Origin of the sequence: Agarivorans sp. Z349TD_8 (assembly GCF_050870825.2) — a bacterium.
Classification (GTDB): Bacteria; Pseudomonadota; Gammaproteobacteria; order Enterobacterales; family Celerinatantimonadaceae; genus Agarivorans.
This window is the reverse complement of record NZ_CP194037.2, coordinates 493,516-520,116: the sequence shown is the minus strand read 5'-3', so window position 1 is coordinate 520,116 and position 26,601 is coordinate 493,516. Positions and strand designations below refer to the sequence as shown.

The following is a 26,601-nucleotide window of genomic DNA, read 5'->3' as shown; positions in this document are numbered from 1 at the left end:
ATACGCCAACAGTAAAGGAAAAAGAATGAGCCAGAATTTGCCTCAGGAAACCAATGCGTCATTACGAGGAAATGTAAATTTACTCGGACAGCTACTTGGTAATACGATCAAAAGCCATATGGGCGAGGCTTTCCTCGAGAAAGTAGAAACGATCCGTCAGCTAGCAAAAGCGTCACGCAGCAATGATGAACAAGCGCGTGAGCAGCTATTAGAACTATTACGAAATTTAAGCGATGATGAGTTATTACCTGTAACTCGCGCCTTTAGCCAATTTTTAAATCTGGCTAATATCGCCGAACAATTCCATACCATTTCTCGCAATTGTGAAGGCAGTACCTGCACCACCGATCCCATCGATTTGGTATTTCAAAAATTAAAACAAGAGCAACTTAGCGAAGCAGAAATTCATCACGCAGTTGCCCAACTCAATATCGAATTAGTCTTAACGGCCCACCCCACCGAAGTGACTCGCCGAACACTAATCAATAAATACGTGAGTATTAATGATTGTCTCGACTGGTTAGAATTAGACTTACCGCAACGAGAGCGGGATAATTTGATGGGTCGCCTAGAGCAACTGATTAATCAAGCTTGGCACACCGACGAAATCCGTAAGCTACGCCCAACCCCAGTTGACGAAGCCAAATGGGGCTTTGCCGTAATTGAAAACTCATTGTGGCATGCTGTTCCTGAATTTGTTCGACAATTAGATAAGAAACTCAGTAATCACTTCGACATGCGTCTTGCTTTAGATAGCGCTCCTGTGGTGTTTTCATCATGGATGGGCGGAGACCGAGATGGTAACCCCTTTGTCACCGCAAAAGTGACTGAAGAAGTATTACTTTCAAGCCGTTGGGTCGCTGTAGATTTATACCTGAAGGAAATTCAGAAGCTAGTCAGTGAATTGTCGATGAGCGATGCAAATCAAGCCTTGCTTGAGCAAACTGGCACTCAGAGCGAACCTTATCGTGCGCTACTTAAAGTATTGCGCAGTGAACTACAAGAAACCCACGACTACCTTACCGCGAAGTTGAAAGGTCAGTATACAGAAGCCCGCGACATCGTAGTGAATACCGAACAGCTGCGGGAACCGCTCGAGCTATGTTACTACTCACTACAAGATTGTGGCATGAGCATCATCGCCGATGGGACTCTACTCGACCTATTACGTCGTATCGCCTGCTTTGGCATCAACTTATTGCGCTTGGATATTCGCCAAGACAGTGGTCGTCACGAAGAAGTTTTTTCAGAACTGAGCCGTTATTTGGGCTTGGGCGATTATGCGCATTGGAATGAAACCGACAAACAACACTTTTTATTACAAGAGTTAAACTCCAAGCGGCCATTGTTCCCACGAAATTGGGAACCCAGTGAGTCGGTGCAAGAAGTGCTGGATACCTGTGCCATCATCGCCAAACAAGAGCGTGAAGCCTTAGGTATATACATTATTTCTATGGCTAGTGAGCCCTCCGATGTATTAGCCGTACAGCTGCTATTACAAGAAGCTGGTTGCCCATTCCGCCTACCTGTCGCACCATTATTTGAAACATTGGATGATTTAAATAATGCGCCAGCAACCATGAGCAAACTGTTGTCCGTCGATTGGTATCGCGGCTATATCTCGGGCCAACAACATGTGATGATTGGTTATTCCGACTCAGCGAAAGATGCTGGGGTGCTGGCAGCCTCTTGGGCTCAATATCGCGCTCAAGAAGCATTAGTCTCCATTTGCGAAGGTCACGGTGTCAATCTGACCTTATTCCATGGTCGGGGTGGTACGATTGGTCGTGGTGGTGCTCCAGCCCATGCAGCACTGCTATCCCAACCACCAGGATCTTTAAAAGGTGGGCTTAGAGTGACCGAACAAGGCGAAATGATCCGCTTTAAGTTTGGTTTACCTAAAGTCGCTTTAGATAGCTTGAACCTCTATGCCAGTGCTGTTCTAGAGGCAAACTTAGTCCCACCAATGGAGCCGAAAGACGAATGGCGATTAGTGATGGATCAAATTGCCGAAACCTCTTGTGACAATTATCGTGGCGTGGTCTGGGGAGAAGAAGATTTTGTTGCTTATTTCCGTTCAGCGACTCCTGAACAAGAGTTAGCCAAGCTTCCCTTAGGGAGCCGTCCAGCGAAACGTCGTCAAGATGGCGGCGTAGAAAGCTTACGGGCGATTCCATGGATTTTCTCTTGGAGTCAAAATCGACTATTGTTACCCGCTTGGCTAGGCAGTGGCGCCGCCTTTAATCAGCTAATTGAGCAAGGTAAAGCCGAGCTACTACAAGAAATGCGTGAATGGCCCTTCTTCGAAAATCGTTTAGCAATGTTAGAGATGGTATTCATGAAAGCGGATACTTGGCTATCACAGGTTTACGATGACCGCTTAGTAGAACCAGAACTCAAAGGTCTAGGAGAAAAACTACGCGCTCAGTTGGATTCAGCAAAAGCGGCTATCTTATCGCTATCACCTGAACATCGCTTATTAGCCAACCAAGCCTGGGTAGTGGAGTCAATAAACTTACGTAACCCCTATATCGATCCCTTACATGTGCTGCAGGTCGAGCTCTTAAACCGCTCGCGAGCTAGCGAGCAGCTCTGTCCGGTGGTCGATCAAGCACTCATGGTGAGCATTGCTGGTATTGCCGCAGGTATGCGTAATACTGGTTAAGTCACTTCATAAAACGAACCTCGCACTTGCTGCGGGGTTTGTTTTATTGACGAAGCTGATGAGCCACCAGCTCAGCGCTTGGTTTGATGAACGAGTGATACACCGCTAACATCGTCGTTCGGAACCGAGATAATTGAGAGTGAAGCGGTAATCATGGTGGGGAATAGGAAAACTCTCGGGTTCTCTTTGGCATTTGTCACTCAATGCCCAATTTCAACCACTTAGCGTCACCGAGCGGACGATGTTTATCCGCACCATGGCAATTGATAGTTAGGATGTCATCAATGCAAAAGTTCTCCGGCTGGTTATTCCTCGGATTCTTACTGCTTTATTTACTTTCAGCCTTTGGTCAAATTGGCCTGTTCTTCCCCACGCTACTTGCCTGGTTTGCCGTCGCAGTGTATTGGCCACAACTGAATCGCCCGATCCAATTGCAAGCCGCCACGTTATTTGCCTTAGGTCTGGGGTTATTGGCGGTTGCTGCGAGTCAAGGTACTCTGTTAAGCCTAAAGGATGTGTTGTCGGCCAATCTCCCGCTGTTAGCCATGTTTAGTGCGGTGTCTTTTTTAGCGCTCACCAATAAAACCGACAATCAAACACCATTACCCAAAGGAACCGCGAGTATTTTATCTAGCGCGCTTGGCATTAACCTTTTAGGTGCGATCATCAATCTTTCGATCGTGTTTATAGCCGGAGATCGTCTCTCAGAAAAGAGCCCCTTAAGTGATGCGCAGCAAAAAGTGCTCACCCGCAGTTTTTGCGCTGCCGCATGGTGGTCTCCCTTCTTCATCGCAACCGCGGTCTCGATCACTTATGTGCCGGGTCTGCAGTGGAGTGATACCTTGTTACCGGGTCTGGTGATGTCATTGATTGCTCTCGGCTTCACGAGTACAGAAGTATATTTAAAACACCGAGATAACTTCGAAGGCTACCCAATCAAACCGGATAGCTTAATGATCCCGCTCTGCTTAGCGCTATTGGTAATTGGCTTGCACTTTGGTTTACCAGACTTAAGCATTATTTTAATCATCACCTGTCTTGCCCCTTTAGCAGCACTCGCCTTTAATCAAGGTACATCGCGCACTAGCGTTCGTCAGTTCATTAATCACAAACTGCCCAATGTCGGCGGTCAGTTTCTGCTGTTTCTTGCTGCAGGGGTATTTTCGGCAGGCATCAAAGGGATCCTGTTAGCCTATCCAGACACAATCAACCTCGCAAATTTTAGCTTTACAACCCCCGTATTTGCGACAGTATTGGCGCTGATGATTATTGCTGGCATCCTCGGTATTCATCCGGTGATTAGCATTTCGCTGGCCAGTCCCTTATTACTGCCGTTGGAGCCAAGCCCCAGCCAACTGGGTTTTTTGTTCCTAAGCTCTTGGGCCATTTCAACTGGTAGCAGCCCTCTATCGGGAGTAGGCCTCACCATGACCGGCCGTTATCATTGTTCGAGCCGGCGAATTTTGCAAAATAACTGGTACTATGCACTGGTGATGTGGTTACTCAGCGTGGCGATGAGCACCCTATTATAAACACAGTCCGCATTATTTCTCCGAGCGGGATGATAAAGGTCTGATGATTCTCCATGCCCCTCAGCCCATTTAACAATCATCCACGCGGAAAGCTTGGTCAAGCTCAAGTAGTCTGCTCGCGCCGCTGGGGACTGCTGTTGGTAGCCGCTAGACTAGCAAGCCACCGCCTGAAGCTCAGGCCTGACCCCCAAAGTATGACAAATCGCATAAGAAAGTTCGGAGCGATTAAGGGTATAAAAGTGGAAATCCTTGACCCCTTCACGCGACAAGACTTTCACCATTTCGATAGCCACGCTCGCCCCCACCAGATTACGAGTCATCTGATCATGCTCTAAACCTGCAAACTGTTTATGTAACCACTGTGGCACCTTCACGTTGGCAAAAGAAGCAAACTTCTTCAAAGTATTATAATTAGAGACAGGTAAAATTCCCGGGACAATTTCGCCCTCAATACCTATCGCTGCACAACGGTCACGAAAGCGCAAATAACTTTCAACATCAAAGAAAAATTGCGTAATAGCCCGATTAGCACCCGCATCCATTTTTCGCTTTAAAGCCAACAAGTCTGCCTGCGCACTCTTTGCCTCAGGATGCATTTCAGGATAAGCCGCTACCGAAATATCAAACTCAGCCTCTTCCCTCAATAAACTGACCAAGTCACTCGCATACATCTCGGGTTTGGCCGCTCCGACCGGTAAATCACCACGCAGCGCAACAATATCCCGGATCCCACTTTGCCAATAATCGCGAGCAATTTGCCGTAATTCTTCAGGGGTAGAATCAACACAGGTAAGATGAGGCGCGGCAGCTAAACCAGTTCTGTCTTTAATCGCCTTAATCACCTTATGGGTGCGATCACGAGTCCCTGAATTCGCGCCATAAGTGACCGAGACAAACTTCGGTTTTAGAGTGTGTAAACGCTCGATAGAAGCCCAAAGCGTTTGCTCCATGGTTTCGGTGGTTGGCGGGAAAAACTCAAAGGACACGTTAATATCACGATTAAGTTCGCTTAAGCTTTGATTGAGTGATTCAATTTGTTGTGCGTGATGAAATCCCATTAACCTTCTCCATAAAAGACATTTGGACGTCTATACCGCTAAATATGAAGAAGAGTTTCTATATAGTCAATCAGCTCATGTTATTACTTGCTTTAAATGAAAATAATTCAACATCAGCAAATTAGGCTCAGTGCTCAAGATCCATCCTCGTACTCTTCAAATGCTTGATATTGAATCGCCGTCACCCACCATTCCTTGATGCCTGCAGGAGTATTCACAAATACATCGTCATCCACTTGTTTGCCAATTAAAGCACGCGCCATCGGTGAATCGATGGTGATATAACCCAGCTTTGGATCAATCTCGTCAGTGCCAACAATTCGATAACGTACCTTATCCCCATCCTCATTTTCTAAGGCGACCCAAGCCCCAAAATAGACCTTGCCGTTTTGTTGCGGAGAATGATCAATAATTTGCAGTACATCTAAACGTTTATTTAGGAAACGCAAACGAGAGTCGATACGGCGTAACTCTCGCTTCCCTTCTTTATATTCAGCATTCTCCGAGCGGTCACCCAAGGCGGCGGCCTCAGAGACGGCCTGAGTCACCTCCGGACGTTTTATCTTCCACAAGTATTTCAACTCTTGGTCGAGTTTATGCCAACCGGCACGAGTTATTAAATTACTTTTCATAACATCCAGGCCTCTAAGCGCAGTTTGTCTTTGGTGATTAAATTTATAGCTGTTGGTTATTGGTTTAGACTGAAAGCCGATCGAATGCGCGCCCTATAAATCAAGCACCGAACTTGCTAGGCGGTTCGACCTTGCGAGCAGAGCTTATGCCAATTACTAGCCGAGACCAATTTATACTTGAAGCAAAAACAGAACGCCATATGATAGTGGCCATTATCTGCCGCCTTGCGGCTCTCTCAATGTAAGCAAGCATATGTCAACACTAGAACAACAAATTGCCGCCGATATTCAGGCCAAGCCAGCGCAGGTCAGTGCTGCGATTCAATTACTAGACGAAGGCTCCACCGTTCCTTTCATTGCCCGCTACCGAAAAGAAGCCACCGGAGGTTTAGACGATGGTCAACTGCGATTATTGGAACAGCGTTTAACTTACCTGCGCGACTTGCAACAACGACGCAGCAGCATTCTAAAATCGATTCATGAACAAGAAAAATTAACCCCGCAACTCGAACAGCTAATTATGGGAGCCAACACCAAAACTGAGCTCGAAGATCTTTATCTGCCTTACAAGCCAAAGCGCCGAACCAAAGGACAAATTGCCATTGAAGCGGGTTTAGAGCCACTGGCAGAGCAACTATTAGCTCAACCCGATACCGCCCCCGAGCAACTTGCCACGGCCTACTTCAATCCACAAGCAGGCTTTCACGACAGTAAAACCGTCCTCGATGGTGCCAAGTTTATTCTCATGGAACGTTTTGCTGTTCAAGCACCACTGCTTGCATCACTCCGCCAATTATTACAAGCACAAGGCTTAGTGAGTACAACGGTCATTGAAGGACAGCAGCAAACAGGCCAAAAATTCCAAGACTACTTCGATTACCAAGAAGCGCTCAGTAAAGTTCCTTCCCACCGCGCCTTAGCGATTTTACGCGGCCGCAACGAAGGCATATTGATGCTTAATCTGGTTATAGCTCAGCAAGATCAGCAGCAGAGTCACCCAGCAGAGCAGCTCATCCGAGATTACTTTCAGCTTGCACCTAAAGGCTACGCCAGTGACACTTGGCTGAATACAGTGGTGCAATGGACTTGGCGAGTCAAGCTTAAGCTCCAGTTAGAAACTGAATTACTCAACCAGCTTCGAGAACGCGCCGAAGAAGAAGCCATTAGTGTCTTTTCCCGTAATCTCAATGATTTATTAATGGCGGCGCCAGCAGGCCCCAAAGCAACCCTCGGTCTCGACCCAGGTTTGCGCACTGGTGTAAAGGTTGCAGTTGTGGATGCCACTGGAAAATTACTCGCTTACGACACCATCTATCCCCATGCGCCACGCAATCAATGGCAGCAATCTTTAAATACTCTCGCCAAGCTAGTCCAACAACATCAAGTTAAATTACTGAGCATCGGCAACGGTACCGCCTCCCGAGAAACCGATAAACTTGCCGCCGATTTGCTCAAGATGCTTCCTAAACAGAATTTGCAAAAAGTCATGGTGAGCGAAGCTGGTGCCTCGGTGTATTCGGCCTCAGAATTGGCTGCTCACGAATTCCCCGACTTAGATGTATCAATCCGTGGAGCGGTGTCCATTGCTCGCCGTCTACAAGATCCATTAGCCGAGCTGGTAAAAATTGAACCGAAGGCCATCGGGGTAGGCCAATACCAACATGACGTGAGCCAAAGTAAACTGTCACACCAGCTCGAAACCGTGGTGGAAGATTGTGTGAATGCGGTCGGAGTCGACATCAATATGGCTTCGGCTCCACTACTGAGTTTTGTCGCCGGGCTTAACCCGACGATTGCACACAACATTGTTAGTTATCGCGATGAACATGGTGCCTTTCAGTCACGTAAACAAATTAAAAAGGTCGCCCGCTTAGGTCCTAAAGCCTTTGAACAAGCCGCTGGTTTCTTAAGGATCCCTCAAGCTGCCAACGCTCTGGATAGCTCAGCAGTGCATCCCGAGGCTTACCCTCTAGTCGAGGCCATCGCGAATCATAGTCAATGCCAAGTGAGTCAGCTGATTGCCAATTCCGAGCGCTTGGCTAAACTCGACCCCAAGCAATTTACCAATCAACAATTTGGTTTACCCACGGTAACCGATATCATCGCTGAATTGAACAAACCAGGTCGAGACCCTCGTCCAGAGTTTGCGACCGCCAATTTTAAAGAAGGCATCGATAGCATTAGCGATCTGAAACCAGCGATGCAACTCGAAGGGGTTGTGACCAATGTCACCAATTTTGGTGCCTTTGTTGATATCGGAGTTCACCAAGATGGCTTGGTCCACATTTCTTGCTTGGCCGATCACTTTGTCAAAGATCCTCATCAAGTGGTGAAGGCGGGCGATATCGTGAAAGTTAAAGTGCTAGAAGTCGAAGTTCAACGCAAACGAATCGCCTTAAGCATGCGCTTAGATGATGAGGTGCACAGCGGCCCTAAATCTGCAGACCGCTCTGATAAAAAACCAGCCTACAAGGCTCGCCCAGCGAAAAATACCAAACCAAGCACGACGCCAGTGAATAGTGCCTTTGCCGATGCTTTTGCTAAAGCTAAAAAATAACGGGTAACAAATGGGGCTGCATCTTCACTCAAAGACTCGGCCCCTTCCTCGAATATAGAACCCAGCAAATTAGGCTGAGTCCAAATCAGCAACATCAACCAATACCAGTTTTATCCCCGCTTAAATGGGCCTACAATCGCAGCCGATGCCTGAGTTGAAAGTTGCTTTAAGAGATTCACAACTTAGCTGTCGAATAGTCCTTGATAGCTATTCGACCCACAAGGCTAGTGCCTCAGTTAAGACTGAATAAGTAGACCATCAAATAATCGACTCGATAAAACCTACAGCAATGAGCAGAGACTTGTTTCGCTTAATTGGAGTGTAATTTGATGAACTGGTAACGACAGCGTCTACCACTGACAGAAGAGCTTTGAAATAGTTAAGCCATTAAACTGAGTTGTGCGCTCTGCCTAAAATGACTGGCACTGGCATAGCGCTGCTGAATCTGCTGATTTCTCTGAGCCATTTGTTCGGCAATATCAGGATAACGTTGTTGTAAATCTTTCGCTTGTTGCTGCTGAAGTTGCTGATAATCGCTCGGTGCAGCTACATCATTGACTGCCGATTCAAAAGCAGATTCTTGCTCATCGGAAGCCAACAAGCCTGGCATCTGAGTTTGGCTAAGCTGTGCTTGAGCCGCTGCCGCTTTTTGTTGTGCCTGCGCAGCAACCTGACGATCTTGTGCTGAGGGCTCGGCTGGCGCTAACGCAGCACGTTGCACTTGATCCATCTTTGCGATAGTCGCCTGAGGATCGCCAGCGACTTCACTGGTATCAATAGATACCTCTCCGCCAACCGCATACTGCTTACCGTCGGCACCGCGTTCAAGCTCAAAATTAGCACCACTGGTGTATTGTCCACCAACCGCTTGATGCTGAGATTCATGTAAACGAACTTCACGATCACGCGCGACGAGCTCATCCAGCGCCTTCTGTTCACTTTCACTAAATTGATTTTGGTTGGTTTGCTTGCTGCTGGCTTGATCTCCACCAGATTTTTGCTCTGACTGCTGCTGTGAGTCTTGTTGTTCTTGCTGTTGCTGCTGTTCACGACCTTGCGCATCACGCTCTGTCACTTTAGTGAATTGCTGCTCTTGAACACTGGGGTACTGCACCGGAAGCGAAGGTTTGCCGCGGTCCTTCTCGGCCCCTACCTCTGGCTCTTTCGCAAAGCTGCCAACCTCTTTAGGCTGAGCAATCACTTCACGCCGCATATTATCCCGTTTGGCTGAATCGGTCGGCGGACTCAGCGTATTAGGAAAAACATTGGGAAGGCTCACGCTAATGTTCATGTTAAGCCTCAATATCCAAGATTGAGCCGAGCATTTTTGATTCGGTATCAATCACTTTGGCACCCGCCTTAACGTATAACTCAGCCTGATTCAAACTCACCACAGCATCTACAACTTCATTCTGTCGTGGCTCACGCCCCGCGGCGACCTCAGCGAGGGATTGAGCACTTTGGCTAACTTGTTGATTAGCATTGGCAATAATTTGAAAGCCATTGCTCGCAGCACCAATCTGCATTTCCCCCTCCCAATATTTGCCAAAACTTAAGCGATCACTAAACAAATTGTAGCAAACTGCTCACTTTTAAACCACTAATGACCGGGAAAAGTCGATCAGGCGCTCAGCAAATAATTGCTTCTCTGAAATAAAAGGAGCGTGTGAAGAGCTCGCAAAGCAATATTGCTGTGCGTCGAGATTCAGCTGCGCATGCTCGGCGATAGCAGCCCTTGGCACCAGCGAGTCATTACGACCATACAGTTGTAACCACGGCAAATCGATTTGACCCACTTGGGGACGCAAATCTTCACTTTGTAACAAACTCAAGCCCTGCCTCAAAGCGTCTAAGCAAGGCAAAGGTCGCTCTGCTAACAAATGACGCAGTTGTTTAATATCCTGCTTCGCATGAGGACTTCCCATTGCTTGAATTGCCAGAAATTGCTGCAGGGTTTTGACAAAATCGAGCTCTAAGCCCTGAGCAAACCCTTGTAGCACTTTACTTGGGATCCCGGGCCAATCATCCTGTGCGACAAAATGTGCGGAGCTAGCCACACTCACTAATGACGATAAACGCTCTGGAAAACTTAAGGCAGCTTGCATCGCCACCAAGCCGCCCAAAGACCACCCCAACCAAATAGACTGCTCCGGCACCTGCTCAGCAATAGCCTCAGCTATGTTTTGTAAGCTTAACTGTGGCAAAGCGGTCGAATAACCAAAACCAGGTAAATCCACCATATATAAACAAAAATGGGGACTGAGCAGTTCGCTTAGCGGCTGCCAAACCGCACTATTCAAGCCCCACCCGTGAAGTAATACTAAAGCAGGCCCTGCTCCTTGACTCTCACAATACAACTGACTCATCTACACTTACTTATTGATCATTAGGAAAGAATGAATGTTATCGAGTTTCGCAGCCACTTTAAACCGAACTCTCAAGCAATCCAGCCAATGTGACTTTTGCTTACAAAGCAAAGCAGTCAACTTGGCATGCTGTGAGCATTGTGCCCGCTTATTACTCGGCCAAGCGCATCCCCGTTGTGAACGCTGTTTCTTAGCCCTCGCAGAACCCGGAATATGCGGTGAGTGCCAACAACAAGAACTCTATTTTGATCATATATTTTGTCTCGGCGATTACCAGTGGCCCTTAAGCCCAGTGATAAAAACTTATAAATACGCCAAACAAGCTCATCTAGCCAAACCCTTAAGTCAGCTACTTTGGCAACAAATCGAACGCCAGCCCATGGCCCGACCCGATGCACTATGTTCGGTCCCCATGCATTGGCTGAAACGCTGGCGACGCGGCTTTAACCAAAGTGAATTACTCTGTCAGCAAGTCGCAGCGCTATCGGGCCTCCCCTATCAAGCCGTGTTAAGCCGCCAACACGCAGGAAGCAATCAAGCCACCCTGAATCGCACCCAACGCCAGCGTTCATTGACAAGCAGTTTTAGCTGCAAAGTCAGAAATATACAGCCCCACTGGGCGTTGATTGATGATGTTGTCACGACAGGGAGTACCGCCAATGTACTGGCTAAGTTACTTAAACAAGCTGGCGCTCAACAAGTAGATATCTGGGCACTGGCGCGCACCCCGAAGCCCAACTCATCCAGCCAAGCATAAGCTAAGTCACAGACTATTCTTGCTAACCTTCATGATAAAATTTACTCTAGTTGCTATCGTCGGGATTGAAAAACCATCGCTAGCTATCAATAGACCCTAGTCGTGCGAATAAAAAAGCCGTACAATATAACCTAGCAATTTACTCAGGTATCGAGGAAGCAGATGGTATCGATCTCAGAAACAGCACAACAACATTTTGTTAAGCTGTTAGAACAACAGCCTGAAGGCACTAACATCCGTGTATTCGTCGTCAACCCCGGCACGCCTAGCGCCGAATGTGGTGTATCTTACTGCCCACCAGAGTCAGTTGAAGATGATGATGTGCAACTCCCCTTTAACGGCTTTAACGCAATGGTAGACACAGCCAGTGCACCCTTTTTGGAAGATGCCGAAATTGATTTTGTGACAGACAAAGTAGGCTCTCAGCTCACACTAAAAGCACCGAATGCAAAAATGCGTAAAGTGGATGATGACGCGTCATTGATTGAGCGTGTTGAATACGTCATTGAAACCCAAGTGAATCCAAATCTTGCCTCTCATGGCGGAAAAGTAAGCATTATTGAACTCACCGAAGAAGGCGTGGTGATTTTACAATTTGGTGGGGGCTGTAATGGTTGTAGCATGGTTGATGTTACGCTCAAAGAAGGGATCGAAAAACAGTTACTTGAAGCCTTCCCCGGCGAACTCACGGGTGTGAAAGATGTCACCGAGCACCAAGCGGGTGAGCATTCTTATTATTAGAGCGCAAACAAAAAAGCCTACACTAGCGTAGGCTTTTTTAACTCTGGTAGCACTCACTATTCTTCTCGCTGATCGCGAGCCAGTAAATCAATGGCCGCTTGTTGGGCTGATTTCGCTTGATACAAGACCTGATAAACTTGCTCAACAATCGGCATTTCTACGCCCATACGTTGTGCCAGCATGTAGACTTCTTTAGTATTGCGATATCCCTCAACCACTTGACCAATTTCAGTTTCGGCTTGCGCAAATGATTTCCCCTGACCTAAAGCTAAACCAAAGCGACGATTACGACTTTGATTGTCGGTACAGGTCAGAACTAAATCACCAAGCCCTGCCATTCCCTTAAAGGTTTCCGGATCCGCGCCTAAGGCTTTCCCCAAGCGAGCCATTTCACGTAAACCCCGAGTAATCAGTGCTGTACGCGCATTTGCGCCAAAACCCAATCCATCTGCCAGACCCGCACCAATGGCAATCACATTCTTCACTGCGCCGCCAAGCTGTACCCCAACGATATCGTTATTGGTATATACCCTAAAGCTACGCTCACAATGCATGACCTTCGCTAAGTAACGAACAAAATCAGCATCTGAAGAAGATGCTGAAATAGCGGTCGGTAAACCGGCAGCTAACTCTTTGGCAAAAGTAGGTCCTGAAATCACAGCAATTGAACGCTGTTCTCCCAGAACTTCCATTGCAACTTCAGAGAGCAAATGACCAGTATTTGCCTCGAGCCCCTTAGTCGCCCAAGCAACCCGCGAATCTTGGTTCAGCATCGGTTTAATTTGCCGCATCACATCGGCAAACGCAAAGCTTGGCACCACCACTAACAAGTTATCGCTTTGAGCGACAGCTGTAGCCAAATCGGCCTCTAACTCCAAGCTATCGGGAAAACGGACACCGGGTAGAAAGTCTCGATTCTCTCGATCGGCATTCAAGGCCGCTACGTGCTCAGGCTCATGACCCCATAACACCGTACGTTGTCCATTGCGCGCAATGGCGATAGCTAATGCAGTCCCATAGGAGCCTGCACCCAATACGGTCATGGTGGCTTTCATAGTGCTCATTAAGCGTCTGCTGTCGCCGCTTGTTGTTGTTCTGCTTGCTGTTGCACATAGTTAGCAAACAAAGCATCAAAGTTAACTGGTGCTAGGTTGATTTGTGGGAATGAACCGCGGTTCACTAGGTTCGATACGGTTTCACGTGCATAAGGGAACAAAATGTTTGGACAGTAGGCATTAATCGCGTGCGCCAATTGAGGCTCAGGCATGTTACCAAGAGTAAAGATCCCCCCCTGATGAACTTCGCATAAAAACGCTGTTTTATCTTCAACGTTTGCAGTCACAGTCAGCGTTAATACAACCTCGAATACGTTATCCGCTAACTTATTGCTAGAGGTGTCGAGGTCAACTTTAATTTCTGGTTTCCATTCTTTCTGAAATACTTCTGGTGAATTTGGAGTTTCAAAAGAAATGTCTTTGGTGTAGATGCGTTGAATTGCAAATTCTACTTGTGGCGCTTCGGTGGTTGCTGCTTCAGCCATAATAATTACCTTAGAAATATGTATTTAAAATTGTTTCATCGCAACTCAAATTGCGATTTAAAACGCGATCTTACTTCTTAGTGATCGGTAGATTTGCTGATTTCCACTCGGTCATACCGCCACGTAAGTTATACACTTTGGTAAAGCCGCCTTTAATCAGTGCGTTAGCCGCTGAGCCAGAACGCATCCCTGTTTCACATACCACGATAATGGGGCTAGTCTTTAAGTTTTCAATGGGCTTGAAGTTATTAGCCTGGATTTGAGTCAAAGGAATGTGACGAGCGCCCGCAATAAAGCCTTTTTTATACTCATCATTGGTTCTGACATCTACCACAACCGCATCTTCTTTATTGATCAGCAAAGTCGCTTCATGATTACCCACCGAAGTCACTTTTGACAATAGTGGTTGAATAAAACTGTAGATAACGGCCCCAAATAAACCCACCCAAGCCAATGAAAGGATGGGGTTATTTCCAAAAAATTCGACAACTTGCTGCATAGTAAGCGTATTCCCAGTTAAGCAAATAGTTAGTGATATTGGGGCGAGAGTATACACCCGAGCGTAAAAAATAGCAGCTATCCGCAACGCAGAAGCGTGTAAATTCACCAACAAAAGAGTAAGCAACTAAAAATCAGAGATAAAACAACTAATCTCGGCTGAATTGCGTTCAATCAGGTGACTCAGCCAAAAAATGTAGTAATATTTCAGGAATTCGTTTCTATTTTTACATTTACCGATTGAGGAAATTGCAATGTCTGCAAGCAAAAAGCCTTTAGCATTAATCATTATGGATGGCTGGGGCCACCGCCAAGACAGCGCTAATAACGCTGTGGCAAACGCCAACACTCCAGTACTAGACAACCTTTGGAACACCAATGCCAGCACCTTAATTTCAGGCTCTGGTCTGGATGTAGGCCTACCGGATGGACAGATGGGTAACTCCGAAGTAGGACACACCAACATTGGCGCCGGTCGCGTGGTTTATCAAGAACTGACCCGTGTCGGTAAAGCAATTACAGACGGTGACTTCTTTAGCAACGAAGTATTACTTGGTGCAGTCAATAAAGCGGTTGCCGCTGGTAAAGCCGTTCATATTATGGGTCTATTGTCTCCAGGTGGTGTTCATAGTCATGAAGACCACATGCTTGCTGCCATCGAATTGGCCGCCAAACAAGGTGCAAAAAACATCTACTTACACGCTTTCCTTGATGGCCGTGATACACCACCTCGCAGCGCGCAAGGTTCAATTGAAAAGTTCGATGCTAAATTTGCCGAAATTGGCACTGGCCGGATAGCTTCATTGGTTGGTCGCTACTACGCCATGGATCGCGATAACCGCTGGGAACGTGTAGAAGAAGCCTACCAATTGCTGAGCGAAGGCAAGGCTGACTACAGCTACGCTAACGCAACTGAAGCTTTAGCGGCTGCTTACGCGCGTGAAGAAAACGACGAATTTGTGAAAGCTTCGGTGGTCGGAGAAACTGCCGCCAGCATGAATGACGGCGATGCGGTTTTATTTATGAACTTCCGTGCCGACCGCGCGCGCGAAATTGCGCGTTGTTTTGTAGAGCAGGACTTCAACGGTTTTGAACGCGCTAAAGTACCAGCTTGTGAGTTTGTAACTTTAACTCAGTACGCAGCTGATATTAAAGCGCCTTGCGCCTTCGGCCCTAGTGACTTGGTAAACACCTTGGGCGAATGGCTAGAAAAAAATGACAAAACACAGCTACGTATTTCAGAAACTGAAAAATACGCGCACGTGACTTTCTTCTTTAATGGCGGCAAAGAAGATGCGTTTGTTGGTGAAGATCGAGAGCTGATCCCATCGCCTAAAGTTGCAACTTACGACCTGCAACCAGAAATGAATTCTGAAATGTTAACGGATAAGTTTGTGGCTGCCATCGAAAGTGGTAAATACGACGTGATCATCTGTAACTACCCGAATGGCGATATGGTTGGTCATACAGGTGTTTACGAAGCCGCAGTAAAAGCCTGTGAAGCAGTCGATAAATGTATTGGCCGTTTAGTTGAAGCACTAGACAAAGTCGGCGGTGAATGCCTGATTACCGCAGACCATGGTAACGCAGAACAAATGGTGGACCCAAAAACTGGCGGGATCCACACTGCACATACTAACTTACCTGTACCGCTGATCTACCATGGTCGTGCCGCCACCCCCGTTGAGGGAGGTCGCCTAAGCGATATCGCACCAACCATGCTTAGTTTGATGGGTTTAGAGACCCCTGCAGAAATGACTGGCAAGGTATTGATGAATTTGAAATAATGGTTTGATGAATGAGCCTATTTCACACTTGTTTCAGCGTGTCGTAAGGCACTTTGTTAGCTTGAATCGCGCCAGCCTTATTGCTGGCGCTTTGCTATTGCTAAGCCCTCAACTTGCTGCGAATCAACAGCAGCAATTAATCGATGTACAGCAGCAACTCAAGCAGCAACAGCAACAACTCACACAGCGTAAAACTCAGATAACCAAAGCACAACAGCAACTGCGACAACAGGAACTTGCTTTAGCGGATTCCAATCAACAGCTACACAGCCTCAATCTACAGTTAGCAGAATCCAAAAACCAACAACAACACATCCAAGCCAATATGCAGGGTTTGGAGCAACAACTTCAGCAGCAACAGCAAGCCCTAAAAGCACAGCTCAAGAGTGCCTATCAAGCAGGCCACAGTGACTATCTAAAGATGCTACTCAACCAACAAGATCCTGCGCGATTAGAACGAATGTTGCAGTACTATCACTATTTAGCCAAAGCTCGCCGTGAAGCGTTGGTGGCTGTCGCGGATAAACAGCTTGAACTGAGTCAAGCGCAACTGCAGCTCAATGAAAATCGACAGCAGTTAGCTCAATTACTTGCCCAACAACAACAACAGCAACAGCAATATCAAAAACAACAGCGCCAACGCAAACAACAATTACAACAACTCAACCAACTTCAAAGCAGCGAAAAAAGTCGCTTAGAACAGTTGCAAATTAACGAGCAACATTTACAACAGCTGATCAGTCAACAAATCGAACAGCAACAACAGCTAGCCCTCAAACAGCATCTCGACAAAGCACCATTGCTAGGCCTAAGTAAGACCAAGGGCAAGCTACCATGGCCACTGAAGGGTAAAGTATTACATCGCTATAATAGCCAAAACCAAGGGCAAACTCGTTGGCAAGGTATGGTCATCGACTCTCATCCTGGCACCGAAATCAAAGCCATTGCGCCGGGAAATGTGGTTTTTGCCGATTGGCTACGCGGTTACGGATTAGTTGTTGCCATCGACCATGGCAAACAATATTTAAGCTTATACGGATATAACCAAAGCCTCAACGCGACCATTGGCCAACGGGTCAATACCGGAGAAACCATCGCCTATGCAGGGAATAGTGGGGGCCAGAGCACTAACGCCTTATTTTTCCAAATCCGCTACCAGGGTCAAACCCAAGATCCACAAAAATGGTTAGAGTAATCCTGATTTGGCTTAGCCTATGTGGCTGCAATACCGCGAGCGCGGGTCTGCTCAGTATCATTGTTGATGACGTGGGTAACGGCTATCAAGACTATCAACTACTCCAGTTAAACCCAGCAATCACCCTATCGGTCCTACCGGCAAGTCCCTACGCCAAAAACATCGCAGTACAAGCTCAACAACAGGCGCGAGAGGTGATGCTACACCTGCCCATGCAGGGAAGTCGCGATCTGAATTTAGGCCCCTACGGGCTGAGTACACAACTCGATGAATATGAATTCAAACGACGGGTATATGCTGCCATTCAAGATTACCCTGAAGCCACTGGTCTCAATAACCATATGGGGAGTCAGCTCACCCAACAGCCTCAAGAAATGGGCTGGTTGATGCAAGTATTGAACGAGCAACAGCTGTTTTTTGTTGATAGCCGAACCCACTTGGGCAGCGTCGCAGAAAAAACCGCTTTAATGTATCAAGTCCCCGTTTTACGTCGACATGTCTTTTTAGATCATATCGATAACCCGGTGAGTATTTACCAACAATGGCAACTGGCACTCAAGCTGAGTCGTAAATATGGTCATGCGATATTAATCGCCCACCCGCGGCCTAATTCGCTAGCCCTATTGCGCCAACTTACGTTGCCTACAGATATTCAATTGGTAGGTTTAGCGCAACGTTTAGCATGGCAAAAGCAGCAATCATCCAGCGATCTCAACTTACGCATCGCCAATACAAACATCAATCAACAGCGCCCATCAATCCAAGACGGGGACAAATAAGCTGTGAAGCGCTAGCTCTGTGTTTGTATTTCTAAATGAATGAGATTGTCTAAGGCTTGCTGGCGGGTATCACCACACAACCAATGCGCCGCTTTAAAATCACGACACACTTGCGGCCGTTCTGGTTGCTCAAATATTTGACACAAATTGTCGATGTTCAAGTGGATACAACGCTCACCAGCGGCTTTATTTAAAGAGCTAATTGAAGGTGCGATACAACAAGCACCACAACCCATCCGGCATTGCATACTATGGTTCTCGGTAGCCAAAAGAGGCTAGTGTAGCAGAACCGCATATTAGACTCGCAACTAATAATTATCGAACTAATTATCTGTACATTCTTGCTAGCGCAAATCACCACTAACTGCGTTATGTCTCTTGTAATTGGAGCCACTAGCTAGCGCACTTTATCCCTCCTTATCGGCAGATTTATACTGCGTAATAAGTTGATCATATAATGAAGCAAATTGGGATAAATAAGCTAGCGAAAATCGGTAAACAATAGGCCTTGAATAAATTAAATACCTAACATGATGGCCCTTGACTTCTTCTAGTAGACGCTAATATAAAGTACGCAAACTTAAGCGGCCAGTTGGGGATTGGTAATCATCAAAGCACTTCACCGTTCCATCACTCAAAGTAATACAATTTTTCTCAATAATGCCTTCTTCTTTAACAGCATTATCTTGATCGAGATTGGGATTAATAATCACCGTTGGAGAGGATGGGATCCCGCCTTCCACAAGCTGATGAGAGCTATCATTATTAATGGTGTCGCCTTGATCATCTGCGTCGGTGTTCCCCTCGGTACCAGTGTTCCAAGTTAAACCAGAATGTAGGTTCATTTCCATGTACCAACCACTCCCCCCACCCGCACAAGCATCCGCGCTGGGCAATAAACTAGTAAAACTCAATTTATTGGCCAACAATAAAGTATTACTCACTTGGCGCTCACCATAATTATTGGTATTACCATCTGCGGTATTTATCAGGTCTAAATACCACCCCCGATGTTGACTCCAATCGATAACATTTTCGCTCAACAGTCGATTGCCGATCCGCGTGGCAGAATTAAAATCTTCTTTCTCGATGGTTTGCCGTAATAAGTTGTTATAAACATCTAAGCCATCAACCTTAGAGCGGCTCGAACTAAAAGCAACGTCATCTAATTTATCCCAAATTGCATAAACACTCTGAGTCGCTTCGCCAATCGCATTATTGTCGGTGGTCTCGATATATTTACCGGTACCAAAGGCCACCAAAACTCCAGCGGTAATGCCTTTAGGATGAGCGCCCACCGAAGGTCTAGAGGTAATCGCCTGCGCAGTGTAATTTACATCTGGCTTGTCTGGACTAACGGCCTTAAATAAGGGTTTATCACCCGCAATCGCGATCCCCCAACGACTGGAACTGGTCGCTGACACATCAAAAGCCCACATATTTCCAAACAAATCGCCCGCATAAATACGATCCGCAACCCCATCGCTATTGATATCGACTACCGCAGGGCTGGCTAAAGCATTCGGTCGCTGTTCACCCGTGGGATCATCGGCACTATCGACATGTGTATGCAGCGTCGCGATCAGACTACCGTCATCCAGATCCGCAATATAAAGCTTCGCTTCCGAGTCATCGGCGTTATAACCATTGGCAAAAATAACCCCAACTTTACCATTGGCCAATTTCGCGATAGTTGGCGCTGCCGCGCTCAAACCCAAGCCCGAAAAATCGCCAGTGGCACTAATTTCCCATTTTATCTTATCTTTATTCACGCGACTCATGTCGCTAACATCGATGGCATAGAAGCCCTTCGCGCCAGTACCTAAACGACCGACCGCCGTTGTCCGTGCCGAGGAGCCAACGCCATCGGTATAAGCCGTCACTCCACCATCAACAAAATACTGATGACTGTAAGTACTGCGCGTGAGGCTATTTAGCTTGCCATATACTTGACTCGGGACATAGGCCATCGCCTCTTCGCCGTTGGACGCATTTATCACATGCACCATGCCATCATTAGCACCAAATACCAACACAGGGGTAGTCACTCGATGACCATTCACAGGCGCAACATAATAGGGGATCGAATGAATCACATCTCCTAGCACCGACTCCCGAGCTCGCATACTGTAGCTCAAATCAGAAGCTTCATAAGTTCGCTCTCCCCGTAAATAATTAACCACCGCTGCGAGATAAGCGAGCTTGCTTTCATCGCTACCCTGTTGCCCTGCCAATAAGTCATCAATCTGCGCTTCGCTTAAACCATGACTATCACCAAGCAAACTACTAGGGGGAGAAAACTTAACAATTTCATCACTCTCTGGATTACGGGTATAAATACTGCGTGAAGAGAATGCCATCGAGTCAATTTGCGCAGCCACACTCCAGATAGCTGAGGAGCTTAACTCGCCGTCAACATCAACCGAATAGGCTTTCACATCTCCATTCCAATGTTCGCTATTAAAGGATGACTGATAGAGCAGCGTATCACTTTGTAGAAAATTGGAATTAAACACAGGCGAGCTCGCGGAGCGATCTCCTGCTAAGGTTTTATCTAAGGCTTTGGTGATTTGAGCCCCCAATTGTCCTGCATTAGTCACAGGGAAATAGCCATCGGGTTGACCGCTCGTTTCTGCATCCCATTCATTCGTATCGGGGAATTCGCTGCCATTCTCATCGTTAAACCCCCCCCACTTTGCCGCATACCAAAGTGGTGACTTTAACTGGCCTGCTGTATTCCCATTTGGAAAAAAGTAGCGCGTGCGAGTCCAAGGTAAATCGGCAGTACTCGCTTCAAGCTTTCGAGTATTATTGGGGAAGGGCGCTTCTCTCTCACTAGGCGTATCAAGATAGTAGTTCACATGACCACCATCTTGATCTTTAACATCCAAATAAATACCGTCTTTGGTTGTGCCCGAAATCACATACCCGGCATGTTGGTGAATATCGCCTCTAGCGTAGGTCGAATCAAGGGTCAGCGCGACTCCCTTGGTCTTATTACAAGTGGCTTCGTTATCGCCAACATGAGGACATAAATCTTTGACCTCATAGCTATATTTAACCACCATATCCATATCATGATCGGCCCCTTGCTCAACGTCTTCGAAGGCAATTCGAAAAACCCCAGAAGTATCACTAAAGGATTCAACATAATAATCAACGATGGTATTAGTCGGTTGAAACGCCCCTTTATTCTTATTGATGCTATTTCCACCCACTGACTTGGCAAAAGGCACAACCGTAACCACCTTGTCATCAACTTTCACCCTCACCTCTGGCAAAGGTGAAGAAATCGCTACCACGCTGGTTTGAATATTCTGCTTACCTGATTTTGCTGGGAACAAATCTGTTTTATGTCCGTAATAAGCCACTCCAGCGGCGGAATAACTCCCCTCTTTAGTCGGCTCTTGAGGTGATAAACCTCGAATTTTGGCGAGTGAAGTCACCGCTTTAGCCGTAGGAGCCCCCCTAGTATCGGTGCTATCATCAATCGACTCACCAATAAAATAATTACCGGTAATGCCCTCTGTGGTAGAAATTGTATTCAGTAAGGTCGAAAGAGAAAAACCATCCAAGGTAGAGCCTTGGTAGGCATTGGTGAATTGGCCGCCAGGAAGTTCATCGGAGTCATAGGAAGGGTTAATGTCACTAATCACCAGATTATATGGGGCCGCACAGTACTCACGACCTTCAAAGGGGTCATCCCAGCTAGCAATTGGCAAACCGAGGCCGTTGTCGATGCTCCCATTAGCAATGCTATATGACGGGCTCGCCAGTTTTTCACCATGAAAATACCTTAAGCTCTCATAGAGCATTTCGCCCAGCGGGTTCCCCCACGATGAACATTCTCCATCAACGATCGCCCGGGTCGACACCCAACCACAATGATCGTAAGAGCTCCCGTTATAACCATATATTTTCAACTTGTCGATGCTGCGAACGATACCGTTCACGCCACTATTAAAGATCCCATTATTAGTATTAAGTTCGTCGCTAAAAGGGCCTACCCGTTTACGTAATACTCCTCCGGATAAGTTTTTTTGGTAACTGCCAGTGATTAAGCCAAAATCAATACTGCCATCCTCACCGTACTGATGTAATAACCCGGTCGGCTTATCATTGCCATTGGGATAATGCTTACAATTACTCTCAAGCTTACCACTCACACAAACTTGAACTCGCACCACATAAGATTCATCAACACTGCCAGTCAGGACCGGAGCTTCCTTACTCGCCCAGTACCAAATATCGAATTCATCTTCAACAGCGGTCACATCAATTCCAAAGTTATTCCACTGTGCATTGTTCTTATTAATATTTTTAAGCATTACCAACTTTGGCTGAGCGTTGTCATTACTGGAAAAAGTAGCGGTACCAAAAAAATGCTTATTGCCCGATAGCGGATTATCGAAAGGAGTGTAAGCACTCAGGTCATAATGATTGACCGCCTCAGAGGTATAGCTTTTCCCCCAAGAATGGGCATCCTGTGGAATATAAGCTCGCTCTAAGACCGTTTGACTAGAACTATCGACGTCTCGAAGACCACCATACAATACCGAGCGCAGTACATCCATACGAGACATGGTGAGGTAATTTAGAAAATCGCCACTCCACTGCGCTGCACCGCCACAGGTTTTTGAACCTGAAGTAGCCGCTTCGCCGGGCTCAAATTGTTGTTGCTGCTCGTTATAAGCATAACAACGCTGGCTATCGAAATAGCCGTAATAGTCAATTTGCGTTGGCTGATAAGTCGTATCTAATACCCCATCGCCATCTAAATCAGAAGCATCGTTATAGGCCTCATAGTACAAAGTATGATCACGCCCCATCACTAACATCACCATTGGTGCAGGTACAGTTGCGACATATAAAGGGACATCAGCAAGGTTTAAATTCGCCGCATTCAGCGAAAGTGAAGCCACACTAAAAGGCAATAGTAATAGGCCTAAAACCAGCTTTGATAGCTTGTGAAAGGTACTCATTACCAACACCCGCCACTAGAGGGTGTCGTTAAACCAGTACTATTAATGCTCATGGTGCCACAATGATCGCTGGCCTGAGCGGCCGTTGATTTTGGCGTCGCTGATAAGGTGTAAGCTGAAGCACTCATACCGCTCGTACTAAGCGTGTAATAATCACTAAAATTATGAGTGGGTGTATAAATAGTGAGGCTACCAGAGCTCGCGGCACCACTATAAGTCAAATTCATCGAGTAATAACTTTCCATATGTTGCGCAGCCTCTACCAGCGTTCGTTTTGCTTCCTCACGTCGAGTGGTTTGCACATGACTTAAATAACTGGGATATGCGACAGCCGCCAAGATCGCTACTATCGCCACAGTAATCATCACCTCTATCAGGGTAAAACCTTTAATCTGCTTCACTGCGACTACTCCATAAATGCAACATAGGATTGTAAATAAGTAACGGCACCACCCTCTCCTTGAGCACGAGCAGTAATTCTTAAAAAGCGTCGTTTCGGGATATTCACCCCCAATACCAAACCTGAATCAACCCCCGCATCTTCGATAATATAACGGGGCTCACCCGCTAACGCTTGGCCATTGGCATCTTTAACCACAACCATCTTATGCGCGGTATCCCAATTACTGTTGGTTTGCCACCAATCTGCTGAGCCAAATTTTGCAGCTACCAACGAATTTGCAGTTGTCGGTTTGAGTAAGGCATCCACCGAGTAAGCCTGCTCTTTCACCACCTGCTCCGCTTCCCAAATGCCTGAATTGGCTCGAGCATAACTGACAGTATGGTCCTGATAGATTGCCGAGTTTTTACGACCACTACTCACCTGCTGGGCAATAGAGACCCCTATCATCGCGATAATAAGCACCATAATCAGCGACATAATTAACGCCATACCGTATTGTCGTTGGAATTGTGGCATCGCTAAGATCCTACGTTTATTAGCAAAATGGTTTCGTTGACCACTTGCCGAAGTTTTTTATCTGAGATCGCGATATCTTCATCAAGCACAGAATAACGATTCTGATTGCTGAGGTTGCCCATCGGGACTTCTTGAGCGACCAACAATGCAACTTTAACTCGATTTATTTGCCGCCAGTCACTCACTTCACTGGCTTTATAATACTTATACTCATGTTCGTCCCGACTACCATAGAGTAACTGTAAACTATCGATATCCTGATCGAACACGGTGTCACCGCCGCTATCACGACATATCAGTTGATTGGTCGTGGATACGAAAAAGCTCAGGCTGGTACTACTATTGGCGGCCAATTCGTCGCCGTTGCAGCTAAAAATACTACTGTTAGGTAGTGCGGCACCATAAAAACGCAAACTCACGACATCGGTATTGGGTTTGGCGCCAAGATAACTATTTTGATTCTCGAGTCCTTGAATAAACTGGCCTTCATCCCAAGTAAAACCCGCGCTATCTTCGCTATTCACCTGAGGTAAAAGGGTATTCTGGTAGAGCTGCTGAAAATCACGAAAACCCGCTTGTTGTAAATAAATCTGCAGTGTTTGCATACTCATTCTATTTTTACTAACTAATAAATGATTTGCCCGAGTCGCCTGGTAACTTTTTTTATCACCAATCAATGCGGCGTACAGCCCTCCCACCACCAATAAGGACAGCATTAAAGCAATCATCATTTCAACTAAACTAAAGCCTCGCTGTTGGCCCATCACCTTACCCACACGGCAACCTCGCTGCATTGATGCGCATTTCCCGATCGGTCCGCATCGCAATTGGCCACCCCAGAACCGGTCAAGTGAGCATCCCAAGTCATTCTCAGAGTCACCAAATTATTGACATGTTGTAAAGAGAATCGAAGCTGGGGAATGGAAGGGCTCACTCTGTCATACCAGTTACCAACCTCAAACGCAGCAAATTGTGCGCGAGTACAGCTCACACTCCCAGAATCACAGTTAACAAAACTAGGCGCGACACCACTAGTCAAGTTTTCGGCATTAAACTCATTATTGCGCGCCGCCTCAGGCAAAGCCAAGACACGCTGTATCATATCCAACATAGCGGTATTTGCAGTTTGCGCAAAACGCGCTTGTTGCGCGGTATTCACCGACTGAATTTGCAAAGCCGCGTGACCCAGTAAACCAATCGAAACCACTACCAAAGCAATCAGCAATTCGATTAGAGTGAAGCCCTGAACCTTAGGGGCAATAACTGGTTGATGGCGACGCATACTCGATCCTCCCCATGCGTGTCAGCTCGATCCTTTGATCTTCAAACGCAGCCGATGGGCTACAAATTGTAAATATCCCAGCTAACGCGTGGCCGGAAGGGAAAAAACGCAGTAATACGCTATTTGAAGAAGTGGGGGTATATTGAAGTTTTGCCGACTTTGGGCTGGGATAGCTAACGATGATTTGATTAGCGTCACTTAAGCTGCCATCGCGATGTTCATCTAAATAAACCAGCCAACCAGTATTACCTCCCCAAGCCGAAGCACAACTGGTGCCACTCGATGTGGGACAAACATAGGTAGACAAATTATTACGAATCGCTTCTTGCTGTGCAACATTGAGACTACTGGCCAATAGATCCCGAGTGACACGCTGCTTACTATCTTCAATAAAACTTTGCATCGAGGGAACGGCGACCACCATAATAATCATTAAGATAGCGACGGCGATCAACAATTCAATCAGGGTAAATCCTCTATGCCTCAAGGTTCGTTTGCTTATACTGGGCATTGCTTATCATCCGTAACAGCGTTCTCTTCTAGCCACAAGCTTGGAGAGAACATCCTATTTAATCAAGAATGTTGATTAAAGTCGGTAATATTCCAAAAAAACAACATATTAGAAACGGTATTCTGACAAACATCAAAACTTTGTACAATAAGCAAACAAATAATAATAGACAGCAGTCATAGTTCCAACTAGCGGATCCTGCCCTGCTTGCTTTACATCACCAGATACAAGCTTTAAAAAGCTTAATTAAGCGCTGGCAAACACAAAATCGATATTAAATATAGCTAATCGAGTTCAAGCTATTGGTTTGTGGGCAGAGAATGTGTAATCTAATTCCATCATTTTCTCAGCACCATATTTATGAAACTAATGCCCCTCCCCTCCTACGTTGATGAAGCTTATGTCAATAATGTTGTGAGCGATTGTATCAGTTTTATGAAAGGTACCGCCCCCTGGTGGATTCAGCAGTCGAGTTTGAATTGCCGAGAATCAAAGCAACTCATCAATCTTTTACTCGTCACTTTTAGTACTTGGCGAAAACGACAAACTCAACCGAACCATAAACGTAATATCGAACCAAACAATTTGTTTGATTTGAGTCCTTTGGTTTTCGATCTGAGCCACACCATTGACCAGTTGGCGAAGCTCGATCTTGAGTATTTAGACGATAATTTAAAGAAATCGCTATTGATGATTTGCCAGGAATCACAGTATTTTCTTAAAGACTGGCACAATTTAGATATCGAACAAATGTCTAAATCACCGCTTTCCAAAGTTTCCTAAGCAATCGTTACCGAAAT

Annotated in this window: 24 protein-coding genes; 9 read left to right on the top strand and 15 right to left on the bottom strand. The window is 46.4% G+C overall.

The window, feature by feature from the left end; translation table 11 throughout:
• Positions 1 to 25: 25 nt before the first annotated feature.
• The gene (ppc, locus tag ACRRS1_RS02245; RefSeq protein WP_432454770.1) at positions 26 to 2,665 is read left to right on the top strand and encodes a phosphoenolpyruvate carboxylase; all 2,640 of its coding nucleotides are present in this window, start codon (positions 26 to 28) and stop codon (positions 2,663 to 2,665) included.
• 284 nt (positions 2,666 to 2,949) lie between these two features.
• Positions 2,950 to 4,197 carry a hypothetical protein gene (locus ACRRS1_RS02240; RefSeq protein ID WP_432454771.1) on the top strand — a complete coding sequence of 416 codons (1,248 nt, stop codon included), beginning with the start codon at positions 2,950 to 2,952 and terminating at the stop codon, positions 4,195 to 4,197.
• A gap of 152 nt (positions 4,198 to 4,349) precedes the next feature.
• On the opposite strand, the gene metF is transcribed toward ACRRS1_RS02240, so the two are convergent.
• A complete protein-coding gene (gene metF, locus ACRRS1_RS02235) occupies positions 4,350 to 5,255 on the bottom strand; it encodes a methylenetetrahydrofolate reductase (RefSeq protein ID WP_432454772.1) in 906 nt (301 codons plus the stop codon).
• Between the two features lie 134 nt (positions 5,256 to 5,389).
• The gene (gene greB / locus ACRRS1_RS02230; protein ID WP_432454773.1) at positions 5,390 to 5,887 is read right to left on the bottom strand and encodes a transcription elongation factor GreB; all 498 of its coding nucleotides are present in this window, start codon (positions 5,885 to 5,887) and stop codon (positions 5,390 to 5,392) included.
• A 253-nt stretch (positions 5,888 to 6,140) separates the two neighbouring features.
• Here greB and ACRRS1_RS02225 point away from each other — a divergent pair, with 253 nt between their 5' ends.
• The gene (locus tag ACRRS1_RS02225) at positions 6,141 to 8,444 is read left to right on the top strand and encodes a Tex family protein (RefSeq protein ID WP_432454774.1); all 2,304 of its coding nucleotides are present in this window, start codon (positions 6,141 to 6,143) and stop codon (positions 8,442 to 8,444) included.
• Between the two features lie 379 nt (positions 8,445 to 8,823).
• On the opposite strand, the gene ACRRS1_RS02220 is transcribed toward ACRRS1_RS02225, so the two are convergent.
• The 3 genes from ACRRS1_RS02220 to bioH all read right to left on the bottom strand — a co-directional run bounded on the left by ACRRS1_RS02220 (position 8,824) and on the right by bioH (position 10,810).
• Entirely contained in the window at positions 8,824 to 9,735 is a 912-nt protein-coding gene (locus tag ACRRS1_RS02220; protein WP_432454775.1) for a putative metalloprotease CJM1_0395 family protein, read from the bottom strand.
• A gap of 1 nt (position 9,736) precedes the next feature.
• Complete coding sequence (locus tag ACRRS1_RS02215) at positions 9,737 to 9,970, bottom strand: hypothetical protein (protein ID WP_432460768.1); 234 nt, start codon at positions 9,968 to 9,970, stop codon at positions 9,737 to 9,739.
• A 66-nt stretch (positions 9,971 to 10,036) separates the two neighbouring features.
• A complete protein-coding gene (bioH, locus tag ACRRS1_RS02210; protein WP_432468499.1) occupies positions 10,037 to 10,810 on the bottom strand; it encodes a pimeloyl-ACP methyl ester esterase BioH in 774 nt (257 codons plus the stop codon).
• A 34-nt stretch (positions 10,811 to 10,844) separates the two neighbouring features.
• Between bioH and ACRRS1_RS02205 the strand changes: the two genes are divergently transcribed.
• Positions 10,845 to 11,567 (top strand): ComF family protein, encoded by a 723-nt coding sequence (locus ACRRS1_RS02205; RefSeq protein ID WP_432454778.1) that lies wholly within the window; start codon positions 10,845 to 10,847, stop codon positions 11,565 to 11,567.
• A gap of 162 nt (positions 11,568 to 11,729) precedes the next feature.
• Entirely contained in the window at positions 11,730 to 12,308 is a 579-nt protein-coding gene (gene nfuA, locus ACRRS1_RS02200; RefSeq protein ID WP_432454779.1) for a Fe-S biogenesis protein NfuA, read from the top strand.
• A gap of 56 nt (positions 12,309 to 12,364) precedes the next feature.
• On the opposite strand, the gene gpsA is transcribed toward nfuA, so the two are convergent.
• The 3 genes from gpsA to ACRRS1_RS02185 form a co-directional block, all read right to left on the bottom strand.
• On the bottom strand, positions 12,365 to 13,372 hold the full coding sequence (gene gpsA / locus ACRRS1_RS02195) for an NAD(P)H-dependent glycerol-3-phosphate dehydrogenase (RefSeq protein ID WP_432454780.1): 1,008 nt from the start codon (positions 13,370 to 13,372) through the stop codon (positions 12,365 to 12,367).
• Positions 13,372 to 13,848 carry a protein-export chaperone SecB gene (secB, locus tag ACRRS1_RS02190; RefSeq protein WP_432454781.1) on the bottom strand — a complete coding sequence of 159 codons (477 nt, stop codon included), beginning with the start codon at positions 13,846 to 13,848 and terminating at the stop codon, positions 13,372 to 13,374. The genes gpsA and secB overlap by 1 nt, the downstream gene beginning before the upstream one ends.
• Positions 13,849 to 13,918: 70 nt before the next feature.
• Positions 13,919 to 14,347, bottom strand: a complete 429-nt coding sequence (locus ACRRS1_RS02185) for a rhodanese-like domain-containing protein (protein WP_432454782.1) — start codon at positions 14,345 to 14,347, stop codon at positions 13,919 to 13,921.
• A 253-nt stretch (positions 14,348 to 14,600) separates the two neighbouring features.
• Between ACRRS1_RS02185 and gpmM the strand changes: the two genes are divergently transcribed.
• Genes gpmM through ACRRS1_RS02170 form a run of 3 tightly spaced genes read left to right on the top strand, consistent with a single transcriptional unit; the run spans position 14,601 to position 18,107 of the window.
• A complete protein-coding gene (gene gpmM, locus ACRRS1_RS02180; protein ID WP_432454783.1) occupies positions 14,601 to 16,133 on the top strand; it encodes a 2,3-bisphosphoglycerate-independent phosphoglycerate mutase in 1,533 nt (510 codons plus the stop codon).
• A 7-nt stretch (positions 16,134 to 16,140) separates the two neighbouring features.
• Complete coding sequence (locus tag ACRRS1_RS02175; RefSeq protein WP_432468500.1) at positions 16,141 to 17,328, top strand: murein hydrolase activator EnvC family protein; 1,188 nt, start codon at positions 16,141 to 16,143, stop codon at positions 17,326 to 17,328.
• Entirely contained in the window at positions 17,316 to 18,107 is a 792-nt protein-coding gene (locus tag ACRRS1_RS02170; protein ID WP_432468501.1) for a divergent polysaccharide deacetylase family protein, read from the top strand. Before ACRRS1_RS02175 ends, ACRRS1_RS02170 begins: the two co-directional genes overlap by 13 nt.
• Positions 18,108 to 18,118: 11 nt before the next feature.
• Here ACRRS1_RS02170 and ACRRS1_RS02165 read toward each other — a convergent pair whose 3' ends face one another.
• The 7 genes from ACRRS1_RS02165 to ACRRS1_RS02135 all read right to left on the bottom strand — a co-directional run bounded on the left by ACRRS1_RS02165 (position 18,119) and on the right by ACRRS1_RS02135 (position 25,801).
• On the bottom strand, positions 18,119 to 18,355 hold the full coding sequence (locus tag ACRRS1_RS02165; RefSeq protein ID WP_432454786.1) for a YkgJ family cysteine cluster protein: 237 nt from the start codon (positions 18,353 to 18,355) through the stop codon (positions 18,119 to 18,121).
• Positions 18,356 to 18,667: 312 nt separating this feature from the next.
• Positions 18,668 to 23,089, bottom strand: coding sequence for a pilus assembly protein (locus ACRRS1_RS02160; protein ID WP_432468502.1), 4,422 nt, complete (start codon positions 23,087 to 23,089; stop codon positions 18,668 to 18,670).
• Complete coding sequence (locus tag ACRRS1_RS02155; protein ID WP_432454788.1) at positions 23,089 to 23,490, bottom strand: type IV pilin protein; 402 nt, start codon at positions 23,488 to 23,490, stop codon at positions 23,089 to 23,091. Before ACRRS1_RS02155 ends, ACRRS1_RS02160 begins: the two co-directional genes overlap by 1 nt.
• 5 nt (positions 23,491 to 23,495) lie before the next feature.
• The gene (locus tag ACRRS1_RS02150; RefSeq protein ID WP_432464288.1) at positions 23,496 to 24,008 is read right to left on the bottom strand and encodes a pilus assembly PilX family protein; all 513 of its coding nucleotides are present in this window, start codon (positions 24,006 to 24,008) and stop codon (positions 23,496 to 23,498) included.
• 2 nt (positions 24,009 to 24,010) lie between these two features.
• On the bottom strand, positions 24,011 to 24,802 hold the full coding sequence (locus ACRRS1_RS02145; RefSeq protein WP_432460758.1) for a PilW family protein: 792 nt from the start codon (positions 24,800 to 24,802) through the stop codon (positions 24,011 to 24,013).
• Complete coding sequence (gene pilV, locus ACRRS1_RS02140) at positions 24,772 to 25,290, bottom strand: type IV pilus modification protein PilV (protein WP_432454791.1); 519 nt, start codon at positions 25,288 to 25,290, stop codon at positions 24,772 to 24,774. Before pilV ends, ACRRS1_RS02145 begins: the two co-directional genes overlap by 31 nt.
• Positions 25,259 to 25,801, bottom strand: coding sequence for a GspH/FimT family pseudopilin (locus ACRRS1_RS02135; protein ID WP_432468503.1), 543 nt, complete (start codon positions 25,799 to 25,801; stop codon positions 25,259 to 25,261). Before ACRRS1_RS02135 ends, pilV begins: the two co-directional genes overlap by 32 nt.
• A 360-nt stretch (positions 25,802 to 26,161) precedes the next feature.
• Between ACRRS1_RS02135 and ACRRS1_RS02130 the strand changes: the two genes are divergently transcribed.
• Positions 26,162 to 26,584 (top strand): hypothetical protein, encoded by a 423-nt coding sequence (locus ACRRS1_RS02130; RefSeq protein ID WP_432454793.1) that lies wholly within the window; start codon positions 26,162 to 26,164, stop codon positions 26,582 to 26,584.
• The last annotated feature ends 17 nt before the right edge of the window (positions 26,585 to 26,601 follow it).